The organism is Kitasatospora dryopteridis (assembly GCF_050749075.1).
Classification (GTDB): Bacteria; Actinomycetota; Actinomycetes; order Streptomycetales; family Streptomycetaceae; genus Kitasatospora.
In genome coordinates this window covers 3,080,168-3,091,931 of record NZ_CP192749.1, presented here as the reverse complement: position 1 = coordinate 3,091,931, position 11,764 = coordinate 3,080,168, and the positions used below count along the sequence as shown (strand labels likewise).

The window sequence follows — 11,764 nt, the reverse complement described above, 5'->3', positions numbered from 1 at the left end:
TGGCCGCTCTGCGGCCAAGCACACCCGTTCACAGGCCCACGCAGCGAGGAGCATCCCGCATGTCGTCCCCCCTCAACGGTGACTTCAAGGTCGCCGACCTCTCCCAGGCACCGTTCGGCCGCAAGGAGATCCAGCTCGCCGAGCACGAGATGCCCGGCCTGATGTCGATCCGCAAGGAGTACGCGGCCTCCCAGCCGCTGACCGGCGCCCGGATCACCGGCTCGCTGCACATGACCGTGCAGACCGCCGTCCTCATCGAGACGCTGACCGCGCTCGGCGCCGAGGTCCGCTGGGCCTCCTGCAACATCTTCTCCACCCAGGACCACGCCGCCGCCGCCATCGCGGTCGGCCCCGAGGGCACCGTCGAGGAGCCCGCCGGTGTCCCGGTCTTCGCCTGGAAGGGCGAGACGCTGGAGGAGTACTGGTGGTGCACCGAGCAGGCGCTGACCTGGCCGAACGGCCAGACCCCGAACATGATCCTCGACGACGGCGGCGACGCCACCCTGCTGATCCACAAGGGCGTCGAGTTCGAGAAGGCCGGCGAGGCCCCGGACCCGTCCACCGCCGACAACGACGAGTACCGGATCATCCTCGAGCTGCTCAACCGCACGCTCACCGAGTCCCCCGCCAAGTGGACCGAGATGGCCTCCACCATCAAGGGCGTGACCGAGGAGACCACCACCGGCGTCCACCGCCTGTACGAGATGCACCGCGACGGCAAGCTGCTGTTCCCGGCCATCAACGTCAACGACTCGGTCACCAAGTCGAAGTTCGACAACAAGTACGGCTGCCGCCACTCGCTCATCGACGGCATCAACCGCGCCACCGACGTCCTGATCGGCGGCAAGGTCGCCGTCGTCTGCGGCTACGGCGACGTCGGCAAGGGCTGCGCCGAGTCGCTCCGCGGCCAGGGCGCCCGCGTCATCGTCACCGAGATCGACCCGATCTGCGCGCTGCAGGCCGCGATGGACGGCTACCAGGTCACCACCCTGGACGAGGTCGTCGAGACCGCCGACATCTTCATCACCACCACCGGCAACAAGGACATCATCCTCGCCTCCCACATGGAGCGGATGAAGCACCAGGCCATCGTCGGCAACATCGGCCACTTCGACAACGAGATCGACATGGCCGGCCTCGCCCAGCTCCCCGGCGTGGTGAAGACCGAGGTCAAGCCGCAGGTACACGAGTGGCGCAAGGCCGACGGCCGCACCATCATCGTGCTCTCCGAGGGCCGCCTGCTGAACCTCGGCAACGCGACCGGCCACCCGTCCTTCGTGATGTCCAACTCCTTCGCGAACCAGACCATCGCGCAGATCGAGCTGTTCACCAAGACCGCCCAGTACCCGATCGGCGTGTACGTCCTGCCGAAGCACCTGGACGAGAAGGTCGCCCGCCTCCACCTCGACGCCCTCGGCGTCAAGCTCACCACCCTCACCAAGGACCAGGCCGACTACATCGGCGTCCCGGTCGAGGGCCCCTACAAGCCGGAGCAGTACCGCTACTGATCCCGGCCCCGCCGACCCCGGTCGGCAACCCGGACGAACACGTGCGCCCGGTGCCCCCCGGCACCGGGCGCACGCCCTTTCCTACGGAGCCCAGACCGGAGGCTTCCCCCACGAGGCCGGGTCCGCGCCCACCACCGCGAAGTGCGAGAGCCAGGACGACGCGCCGCCCACCGCCGCCAGGGCGCCCGGATCGGAGGTCTGCACGCACAGCACCAGACCGCTCTGCTCCCGGCAGCCCGCGGGGTCGGTCTCCCCGGCGGTACCCGGCACCGCCTGCGTCCGGGGCAGCCAGTTCGAACCGACCGGCACCGCCGTGGTGCTGAACGACTGCGTCGGCGACACCGAGAACGTCAGCCGCAGCGTCCAGCCGCCCGCACCCGACACCGGCCGCAGCAGATCCGCACCGACGAGCGCGTACACCGCCGGCGCCCCGCTCAGCCGCACCGGCAGCTGCACCTTCATCGGCCCGAACAGCGCCTTCTCCGCCACCTTGTGCGTCAGCGTCTCGCGCTGGCCCTCCGGCACCGACGAGGAGACGACCTCAGCCAGTTCGAACCGACCGGCACCGCCGTGGTGCTGAACGACTGCGTCGGCGACACCGAGAACGTCAGCCGCAGCGTCCAGCCGCCCGCACCCGACACCGGCCGCAGCAGATCCGCACCGACGAGCGCGTACACCGCCGGCGCCCCGCTCAGCCGCACCGGCAGCTGCACCTTCATCGGCCCGAACAGCGCCTTCTCCGCCACCTTGTGCGTCAGCGTCTCGCGCTGGCCCTCCGGCACCGACGAGGAGACGACCTCCGCCCACCGGCCGTCCACCGTGAGCCAGCGCAACACGGTCGTGTCGTCCGCCGCACTCTCGGCGGACGTCCAGTAGGCCACCTGGCCGTTCACCGGCGGCGCCGCCACCTTGACCTCCGTCCCGTCCGAGCGCCTCTCCGGCGGCGGCACCACCCCGACCGGGTACACCGACAGCGCGAAGCGGATCCCGCCGCCCTCCGCGTCCCCCGAGGCCTGCACCAGGTACCCGTTCGCCCCGTACGAGTAGCGAACCGCGTGGACCGACTCCGGCAGCCAGCCGAACTCCATCTGCGCCGACAACAGGGGGACCCCGTCCGCCGCCGGATCCTCCTCGCCGCCCGGAGCGCCCACCCCGGGGCTCGGCCTACCGGGCCCCGCAGGACCGACCGGCGCCGCCGACCGGCCGCCGACCCCCGCCACCACCGAACTGCACACCAGCAGCACCGCCGCCGCGGCACCCCACACCGACATCCGGCGCCGCGCCACCCGGTCGCGGCCCCGCCGCACCGCAGCACCCGCATCCACCGTGCTCGGCGGCGCCGCCGACTCCGCCAGCGCCGCGAGCCCGACCACCAGCTCCTGCTCCGACCTGATCCCGCTCACGCCTCCGCCCTCCCCGCCCGAGCGGGGACGACCCGGCGACGCAGCGCCTCCAGCCCCCGGGACGTCTGGCTCTTCACATTGCCCGCCGAGCAGCCCAGCACCTCGGCCGTCTGCTCCACCGTCATGTCGCAGTAGTAGCGGAGCACCACCGCCGCCCGCTGCCGCGGCGGCAACGACGCCAGCGCCTGCCGCAGGTCGAGCGACGCATCCAGATCGGCTACCACGGCATCGGTGTCCAGCTCGAACCCGACCGTCCGCATCCGCCGCCACCACGGCGACCGCTGCTCCGCCAGGTACGTGTTCACCAGCACCCTGCGCGCATAGCCGTCCCGGTTCTCCACCCGCCCGAACCGCGACCAGTTCGCATAGAGCTTCGTCATGCTCTCCTGCACCAGGTCGTCCGCCCGGTGCCAGTCCCCGCAGAGCAGGTACGCGACCTTCCGCAGCCATCCTGCCCGCGAGGCCACGTACGCGGTGAACTCGGCGTCGCGCGCATGCCGCGCCGATCCCGCCGTCCTCGCCATCGAAGTGCCCGTCCCTCCCTCGTCGCAGCAGCGCGCTCCGCACCGCCCGACCCCCTGATGCAGGCAGCGGCGGGAAAGGTTGCACGTAGGCTTCGGGCCATGCCCAACGGCCGCTACTCCCTGCACACCGACACCGGCCCCGCCGGCCACGGCCCCGTCCTCGTCGGCGAGGAACGCTTCAGCTGCGCACCCGGACCGGCCGGCTGGCGCTACGTCTCCAAGACCTACGCCCCCGACGGCAGCGTCCTCGGCACCACCGACCTCACCCTCGACTCCCGCAGCCGCCCGCTGCGCCTGGAAGTCAGGGCGGGCGGCTGGCAGGTCCGCGGCGGCGCGGTCGACGGCGTGGCGTGGGTACGGGCCGACGCCGCCGACCCGGCCGGCGAGCACGCCGTCGAGGGCCACGACCGGGCCCACGGCTTCACCGGCACCTCGCCGGCCTTCCTGGTGGCCACCGCCCGGATGCTGCGCCTGGAGGTCGGCGCCTCCGTGCGCGTCCGGCTCGTGGCGCTCACCGAGCCCGTCCTCGCCCCGCGCACCGTCGACCAGGGCTGGCAGCTGGCCGGCGTCGACACCCACGACACCGACAGCGGCCCCCTGCTGGTCGAGCGCTACGTCGTCGCCGACCTCGCCACCGGCGAGCAGCACACCGTGCACCTCGCCGGCGACGTCGTGCTCTCCGCACCCGGTATCGAACTCGAAGAGCTGGAGTCCCCGCCCAACCCCTGGCCGGCCGAATTCACCGGCTGACGGACACACGGGCCGGGCTGCCCGGGCCGGCCGCGTCAGGCGGGCGGTGCGAAGCCCTTCGAAGGCGGCGGCACCTCGGCCACCGGGGGAGTGTCCGTCGGCGCCTGCGCCGTCTGCGGCGCAGGCGGTGCCGGAGCCACGGGCGCCTGCGCCACGGGCACCGCTGCGGGGTACGTCGGGGGCTGCGCCCCGAAGGCCTGCTGCTGCCGCGCCGCCGCCGAGGCCCGCTCCCACTCCCGCCGCTGCCGCTCGGTCAGAACGGCGCCCAGATAGGCCGCCGGGTGCACGCCGTACGGCACCGGACGGCCGGTCCGCTCGGCGAGGTCCGAGGCGAGCCGCTCCGCCATCCCCGCCGCCACCGCCGGGTCGAGCTGCCCGTGCCGTCCCAGGAACTGCCGGATCGCCAGCCACAGACCGTCCGGCACCGCCGAGAAGTCCAGCGCCACCAGCTGCTCGCCGATCGCGTGCAGCAGGCCCTGCGGCACCGGCGGCAGCACGGACTGCACCCGGGCCGCCTGCGGAAGCCGCTCCCGCACCACCAGCGTGCCCGCGAAGACGTCGCCGAGCCGGCGGCCCTGCGGCGACACCAGCGAGGTGATCACCGCTCCCGCCCCGGCCGTCATCTGGATCTCCAGCACCGCCACCAGCCCGCGCACCAGCGCGTGCCGGAACCGCACCGGGCCGCCGTCCGCGCGCACCACCCGCAGGCCCAGCGCCAGCTTGCCGAGCGACCGCCCGTGCGACAGCGTCTCCACCAGCACGGGCACGCCCACCAGGAAGAACACGCTCAGCCCGAGCACCACGGCGGCCGCCGCGGCCTCGTCCAGGGAGGGCACCGCGGTGAGCACCACCGTGGTGAAGACCATCAGGCCGACCAGTTGGACGGCCAGATCGAGGGCGATCGCCAGCGCCCGGCTGGGCACTTTCGCCGTCCGAAGCCCCAGGACGACGGCCTCGCCCGTCACCAGGTCGCTCACCGCACCCACCCATTCCCCTTGTTGTGATCCCCGGCGGCCAAACATACGGCCGCCCGCCTCTGGCAAGCTAGGCCAGCCCCCGCCCCGCCGCGCCCCCGGAAGTGAGCCGCATGGACCTGGACGTCTTCGTCGCCTCGCACCAGGAGGAGTGGCACCGCCTGGAGGCCCTGAGCCGCAGGCGCAGGCTCAGCGGTGCGGAGGCGGACGAGCTCATCGCCCTGTACCAGCGGACCACCGGCCATCTCGCGCAGGTCCAGTCCGCGGCCCCCGACCCGATGCTGGAAGGCCGCCTCACCACCCTGGTCGCGCGCGGCCGCAGCGCGGTCACCGGCGCCCGCACCTCCTCCTGGCGGGACGCCGGCCGCTACTTCACCGTCGGCTTCCCGGCCGCGCTCTACCGTGCGCGCCGGTGGTGGATACCCGTCGCCGTCCTCTCACTGCTCGTCAGCGCCCTCGTCGCCTGGTGGGTGTCCAGCCACCCGGAGGTCCGCGACAGCCTCGGCGCCCCGGAACAGCTCCGCGAGATGACCCGCCCCGGCGGCGGCTTCGAGGCCTACTACTCCGAGCACCCGGCGACCTCCTTCGCCTTCCAGGTGTGGACCAACAACGCCTGGGTCGCGGCCCAGTGCCTGGTCTTCGGCGTCCTGCTCGGCCTTCCGGTCCTCTTCGTGCTCTTCCAGAACGTGCTCAACCTCGGCATCGGGCTCGGCCTCATGTCCTCGGCCGGCCGCCTCGACCTCTTCCTCGGCCTGCTGCTCCCGCACGGCCTGCTGGAGTTGACCGCCGTCTTCGTGGCGGCCGGCGTCGGCCTCCGCCTCGGCTGGACGGTGGTCGACCCGGGCCGCCGCACCCGTGCCACGGCGCTCGCCGAGGAGGGCCGAGCCGCCATCGGCATGGCCGTCGGCCTGGCCGCGGTGCTGATGGTCACCGGCGTCATCGAGGCCTTCGTGACGCCCTCCGGCCTCCCGACCTGGGCCCGGATCTCCATCGGCGTGACCGTCGAGGTCCTCTTCCTGCTGTACGCCCTCGTCCACGGCCGCCGGGTCGCCGCGACCGGCGAGTTCGGCGACGTCGAGGAGGCCGACCGCACCGACATCCAGCCCGTGGCGGCCTGAGGTGGTCGGGCGAGGGCTCCAGCCCTGGTAGGGTCTTGATCATCCCGAAACGACCATTGACGCGGTCGTGACGGGCTAGTAGGTTTGAACGGTTGGGACGGGCTGGACAACGGCCGGAACCAGGCGTAGTGTCTACGACACCGTCGAACCGAGGCAGAGCGTCCGTCAGGATCGCCACCCGGTGAAGACAAATCCTCTGCACTGAGCACCGCAAAGCTTTTGATAAGCTTCGTTGCGAAGTCGAGGAAATCCCTCCAGCGGGAATCCAGAGAAACAACGGCCGGTAAAACGGCCGGCGCGGATCTGATAAGCTGGAAACACGAAAGAGCGAAACGCCCGGAGGGTCCGCTGGAAGGCGGTCCGAAGGAAGTGTCCGTTCCTTGAGAACTCAACAGCGTGCCAAAAGTCAACGCCAGATATGTTGACATCCCCGGCCGGTCCTTCGCGGATCGGTTGGAGATTCCTTTGGAAATAACACAGCGAGGACGCAGTGCGCGGGATCACCCTATTCCGGTGGTTGCCGTGCCGCTCAACGCGAGTGTGCACCCGATAACGGGTCATCATTCACGGAGAGTTTGATCCTGGCTCAGGACGAACGCTGGCGGCGTGCTTAACACATGCAAGTCGAACGGTGAAGCCCTTCGGGGTGGATCAGTGGCGAACGGGTGAGTAACACGTGGGCAATCTGCCCTGCACTCTGGGACAAGCCCTGGAAACGGGGTCTAATACCGGATACGACCCGCCCCTGCATGGGGGTGGGTGGAAAGCTCCGGCGGTGCAGGATGAGCCCGCGGCCTATCAGCTTGTTGGTGGGGTAATGGCCTACCAAGGCGACGACGGGTAGCCGGCCTGAGAGGGCGACCGGCCACACTGGGACTGAGACACGGCCCAGACTCCTACGGGAGGCAGCAGTGGGGAATATTGCACAATGGGCGAAAGCCTGATGCAGCGACGCCGCGTGAGGGATGACGGCCTTCGGGTTGTAAACCTCTTTCAGCAGGGAAGAAGCGCAAGTGACGGTACCTGCAGAAGAAGCACCGGCTAACTACGTGCCAGCAGCCGCGGTAATACGTAGGGTGCGAGCGTTGTCCGGAATTATTGGGCGTAAAGAGCTCGTAGGCGGCCTGTCGCGTCGGATGTGAAAGCCCGGGGCTTAACCCCGGGTCTGCATTCGATACGGGCAGGCTGGAGTGTGGTAGGGGAGATCGGAATTCCTGGTGTAGCGGTGAAATGCGCAGATATCAGGAGGAACACCGGTGGCGAAGGCGGATCTCTGGGCCATTACTGACGCTGAGGAGCGAAAGCGTGGGGAGCGAACAGGATTAGATACCCTGGTAGTCCACGCCGTAAACGTTGGGAACTAGGTGTTGGCGACATTCCACGTCGTCGGTGCCGCAGCTAACGCATTAAGTTCCCCGCCTGGGGAGTACGGCCGCAAGGCTAAAACTCAAAGGAATTGACGGGGGCCCGCACAAGCAGCGGAGCATGTGGCTTAATTCGACGCAACGCGAAGAACCTTACCAAGGCTTGACATACGCCGGAAACTGGTAGAGATATCAGCCCCCTTGTGGTCGGTGTACAGGTGGTGCATGGTTGTCGTCAGCTCGTGTCGTGAGATGTTGGGTTAAGTCCCGCAACGAGCGCAACCCTTGTTCTGTGTTGCCAGCGAGTAATGTCGGGGACTCACAGGAGACTGCCGGGGTCAACTCGGAGGAAGGTGGGGACGACGTCAAATCATCATGCCCCTTATGTCTTGGGCTGCACACGTGCTACAATGGCCGGTACAAAGGGCTGCGATGCCGCGAGGCGGAGCGAATCCCAAAAAGCCGGTCTCAGTTCGGATTGGGGTCTGCAACTCGACCCCATGAAGTTGGAGTTGCTAGTAATCGCAGATCAGCATGCTGCGGTGAATACGTTCCCGGGCCTTGTACACACCGCCCGTCACGTCACGAAAGTCGGTAACACCCGAAGCCGGTGGCCTAACCCTTGGGAGGGAGCCGTCGAAGGTGGGACCAGCGATTGGGACGAAGTCGTAACAAGGTAGCCGTACCGGAAGGTGCGGCTGGATCACCTCCTTTCTAAGGAGCACACAGCAGCTTCGGACGAGTGTTCCGGAGTGCTCGCTCATGGGTGGAACGTTGACTATTCGGCACACACGGTAAGGGGTCACCAGTACTGCTCTTCGGGGCGTGGAACGTGGATCACCGCCGGGTGGGTCGGGCACGCTGTTGGGTCCTGAGGGAACGATGGTTTCCTCGTGGATGCCGGCCCCATGCGAGGGCGCTGCTTGGCAGTGTCGGAGTTTGGGTGTCTGGTCGTTGTTTGAGAACTGCACAGTGGACGCGAGCATCTGTGGCCAAGTTTTTAAGGGCGCACGGTGGATGCCTTGGCACCAGGAACCGATGAAGGACGTGGGAGGCCGCGATAGGCCCCGGGGAGCTGTCAACCGAGCTTTGATCCGGGGGTGTCCGAATGGGGAAACCCGGCAGTCGTCATGGGCTGTCACCCATACCTGAACACATAGGGTATGTGGAGGGAACGCGGGGAAGTGAAACATCTCAGTACCCGCAGGAAGAGAAAACAACCGTGATTCCGGGAGTAGTGGCGAGCGAAACCGGATGAGGCCAAACCGTCATGGTGTGAGACCCGGCAGGGGTTGCCGTGACGGGGTTGTGGGAGTGGGCTTGACCGGTCTGCCGGCCGGTCGGCGAGTCAGAAACCGTTGGTGTAGTCGAAGGACATGCGAAAGGTCCGGCGTAGAGGGTAAGACCCCCGTAGACGAAACATCAGCGGCTTGCTTGCCTATTTCCCAAGTAGCACGGGGCCCGAGAAATCCCGTGTGAATCTGGCGGGACCACCCGCTAAGCCTAAATATTCCCTGGTGACCGATAGCGGATAGTACCGTGAGGGAATGGTGAAAAGTACCGCGGGAGCGGAGTGAAATAGTACCTGAAACCGTGTGCCTACAAGCCGTGGGGGCAGTCTTCGGACTGTGACTGCGTGCCTTTTGAAGAATGAGCCTGCGAGTTTGCGGTGTGTAGCGAGGTTAACCCGTGTGGGGTAGCCGTAGCGAAAGCGAGTCCGAATAGGGCGTTCGAGTTGCATGCCCAAGACCCGAAGCGGAGTGATCTAGCCATGGGCAGGTTGAAGCGCGGGTAAGACCGTGTGGAGGACCGAACCCACCAGGGTTGAAAACCTGGGGGATGACCTGTGGTTAGGGGTGAAAGGCCAATCAAACTCCGTGATAGCTGGTTCTCCCCGAAATGCATTTAGGTGCAGCGTCGCGTGTTTCTTGCCGGAGGTAGAGCACTGGATAGGCGATGGGCCTCACCGGGTTACTGACCTTAGCCAAACTCCGAATGCCGGTAAGTGAGAGCGCGGCAGTGAGACTGTGGGGGATAAGCTCCATGGTCGAGAGGGAAACAGCCCAGAACACCGACTAAGGTCCCCAAGCGTGTGCTAAGTGGGAAAGGATGTGGAGTCGCAGAGACAACCAGGAGGTTGGCTTAGAAGCAGCCACCCTTGAAAGAGTGCGTAATAGCTCACTGGTCAAGTGATTCCGCGCCGACAATGTAGCGGGGCTCAAGCACACCACCGAAGTCGTGTCATTCACAGAATACGCCCAACGGCGCTGTGGATGGGTAGGGGAGCGTCGTGTGCCGGGTGAAGCGGCCGAGGAATCGAGTCGTGGACGGTTCACGAGTGAGAATGCAGGCATGAGTAGCGATACAAGAGTGGGAAACTCTTGCGCCGATTGACCAAGGGTTCCTGGGTCAAGCTGATCTGCCCAGGGTAAGTCGGGACCTAAGGCGAGGCCGACAGGCGTAGTCGATGGACAACGGGTTGATATTCCCGTACCCGCTGTGAAGCGCCAACGCTGAACCCTCTGATGCTAAGCCCGTGAAGCCGCCCCGGATCCTTCGGGTGAAGGGGAGTGGTGGAGCCGGCGGCCCAAGGTGGTAGTAGGTGAGCGATGGGGTGACGCAGGAAGGTAGTCCAGCCCGGGCGGTGGTTGTCCCGGGGTAAGGGTGTAGGACGTCACGTAGGCAAATCCGCGTGACACATAGTCTGAGACCCGATGCCGAGCCGATTGTGGTGAAGTGGATGATCCTATGCTGTCGAGAAAAGCCTCTAGCGAGTTTCATGGCGGCCCGTACCCCAAACCGACTCAGGTGGTCAGGTAGAGAATACCGAGGCGTTCGGGTGAACTGTGGTTAAGGAACTCGGCAAAATGCCCCCGTAACTTCGGGAGAAGGGGGGCCAGCCCCGGTGACGAGTCTTGCACTCCGAGCTGGGGGTGGCCGCAGAGACCAGCGAGAAGCGACTGTTTACTAAAAACACAGGTCCGTGCGAAGCCGTAAGGCGATGTATACGGACTGACGCCTGCCCGGTGCTGGAACGTTAAGGGGACCGGTTAGTCCGATTTCGGTCGGGCGAAGCTGAGAACTTAAGCGCCAGTAAACGGCGGTGGTAACTATAACCATCCTAAGGTAGCGAAATTCCTTGTCGGGTAAGTTCCGACCTGCACGAATGGCGTAACGACTTCTCGACTGTCTCAACCACAGGCCCGGTGAAATTGCATTACGAGTAAAGATGCTCGTTTCGCGCAGCAGGACGGAAAGACCCCGGGACCTTTACTATAGCTTGATATTGGTGTTCGGTTCGGCTTGTGTAGGATAGGTGGGAGACTTTGAAGCAGCAACGCCAGTTGTTGTGGAGTCGACGTTGAAATACCACTCTGGTCGTGCTGGATGTCTAACCTGGGTCCGTGATCCGGATCAGGGACAGTGTCTGGTGGGTAGTTTAACTGGGGCGGTTGCCTCCTAAAGGGTAACGGAGGCGCCCAAAGGTTCCCTCAGCCTGGTTGGCAATCAGGTGTTGAGTGTAAGTGCACAAGGGAGCTTGACTGTGAGACTGACGGGTCGAGCAGGTACGAAAGTAGGGACTAGTGATCCGGCGGTGGCTTGTGGAAGCGCCGTCGCTCAACGGATAAAAGGTACCCCGGGGATAACAGGCTGATCTTCCCCAAGAGTCCATATCGACGGGATGGTTTGGCACCTCGATGTCGGCTCGTCGCATCCTGGGGCTGGAGTAGGTCCCAAGGGTTGGGCTGTTCGCCCATTAAAGCGGTACGCGAGCTGGGTTTAGAACGTCGTGAGACAGTTCGGTCCCTATCCGCTGTGCGCGTAGGAGTGTTGAGAAGGGCTGTCCCTAGTACGAGAGGACCGGGACGGACGAACCTCTGGTGTGCCAGTTGTCCTGCCAAGGGCATGGCTGGTTGGCTACGTTCGGGAGGGATAACCGCTGAAAGCATCTAAGCGGGAAGCCTGCTTCGAGATGAGCACTCCCACCTCCTGGAGAGGGTAAGGCTCCCAGTAGACGACTGGGTTGATAGGCCGGATATGGAAGCCCCGTGAGGGGTGGAGTTGACCGGTACTAATAGGCCGAGGGCTTGTCCTCAGTTGCTCGCGTCCACTGTGTTGGTTC

General features: G+C 66.3%; 7 protein-coding genes and 2 rRNA genes. 5 read left to right on the top strand and 4 right to left on the bottom strand.

The features are described 5' to 3' along the window. Nucleotides 1-59 precede the first annotated feature (59 nt). Nucleotides 60-1,508 carry an adenosylhomocysteinase gene (gene ahcY / locus ACQ614_RS13955; RefSeq protein ID WP_431678881.1) on the top strand — a complete coding sequence of 483 codons (1,449 nt, stop codon included), beginning with the start codon at nt 60-62 and terminating at the stop codon, nt 1,506-1,508. Between the two features lie 81 nt (nt 1,509-1,589). Here ahcY and ACQ614_RS13950 read toward each other — a convergent pair whose 3' ends face one another. Genes ACQ614_RS13950 through ACQ614_RS13940 form a run of 3 tightly spaced genes read right to left on the bottom strand, consistent with a single transcriptional unit; the run spans nt 1,590 to nt 3,435 of the window. After that, complete coding sequence (locus ACQ614_RS13950; protein ID WP_431678880.1) at nt 1,590-2,033, bottom strand: hypothetical protein; 444 nt, start codon at nt 2,031-2,033, stop codon at nt 1,590-1,592. Next, nucleotides 2,006-2,911, bottom strand: a complete 906-nt coding sequence (locus ACQ614_RS13945) for a hypothetical protein (protein ID WP_431678878.1) — start codon at nt 2,909-2,911, stop codon at nt 2,006-2,008. Before ACQ614_RS13945 ends, ACQ614_RS13950 begins: the two co-directional genes overlap by 28 nt. Continuing rightward, entirely contained in the window at nt 2,908-3,435 is a 528-nt protein-coding gene (locus tag ACQ614_RS13940; RefSeq protein ID WP_363498816.1) for a SigE family RNA polymerase sigma factor, read from the bottom strand. Before ACQ614_RS13940 ends, ACQ614_RS13945 begins: the two co-directional genes overlap by 4 nt. Nucleotides 3,436-3,534: 99 nt before the next feature. On the opposite strand from ACQ614_RS13940, the gene ACQ614_RS13935 reads away from it, so the two are divergent. Beyond that, complete coding sequence (locus ACQ614_RS13935) at nt 3,535-4,185, top strand: hypothetical protein (RefSeq protein ID WP_431678877.1); 651 nt, start codon at nt 3,535-3,537, stop codon at nt 4,183-4,185. A 35-nt stretch (nt 4,186-4,220) separates the two neighbouring features. Here ACQ614_RS13935 and ACQ614_RS13930 read toward each other — a convergent pair whose 3' ends face one another. Further along, complete coding sequence (locus ACQ614_RS13930; protein ID WP_431678876.1) at nt 4,221-5,171, bottom strand: RDD family protein; 951 nt, start codon at nt 5,169-5,171, stop codon at nt 4,221-4,223. Nucleotides 5,172-5,272: 101 nt separating this feature from the next. On the opposite strand from ACQ614_RS13930, the gene ACQ614_RS13925 reads away from it, so the two are divergent. The 3 genes from ACQ614_RS13925 to ACQ614_RS13915 all read left to right on the top strand — a co-directional run bounded on the left by ACQ614_RS13925 (nt 5,273) and on the right by ACQ614_RS13915 (nt 11,737). After that, nucleotides 5,273-6,277, top strand: coding sequence for a stage II sporulation protein M (locus ACQ614_RS13925; protein ID WP_363498810.1), 1,005 nt, complete (start codon nt 5,273-5,275; stop codon nt 6,275-6,277). A 563-nt stretch (nt 6,278-6,840) separates the two neighbouring features. After that, nucleotides 6,841-8,355: ribosomal RNA gene (locus tag ACQ614_RS13920) — 16S ribosomal RNA — on the top strand. Between the two features lie 276 nt (nt 8,356-8,631). Next, nucleotides 8,632-11,737: ribosomal RNA gene (locus ACQ614_RS13915) — 23S ribosomal RNA — on the top strand. Together the 16S and 23S rRNA genes form the textbook arrangement of a ribosomal RNA operon. Nucleotides 11,738-11,764 lie beyond the last annotated feature (27 nt).

Excerpts from the sequence above, each read along its gene's own strand:
- ahcY (WP_431678881.1), top strand. The coding sequence starts at position 60 with ATGTCGTCCCCCCTCAACGGTGACTTCAAGGTCGCCGACCTCTCCCAG.
- ACQ614_RS13940 (WP_363498816.1), bottom strand. The coding sequence starts at position 3,435 with ATGGCGAGGACGGCGGGATCGGCGCGGCATGCGCGCGACGCCGAGTTC.
- ACQ614_RS13935 (WP_431678877.1), top strand. The coding sequence starts at position 3,535 with ATGCCCAACGGCCGCTACTCCCTGCACACCGACACCGGCCCCGCCGGC.
- ACQ614_RS13925 (WP_363498810.1), top strand. The coding sequence starts at position 5,273 with ATGGACCTGGACGTCTTCGTCGCCTCGCACCAGGAGGAGTGGCACCGC.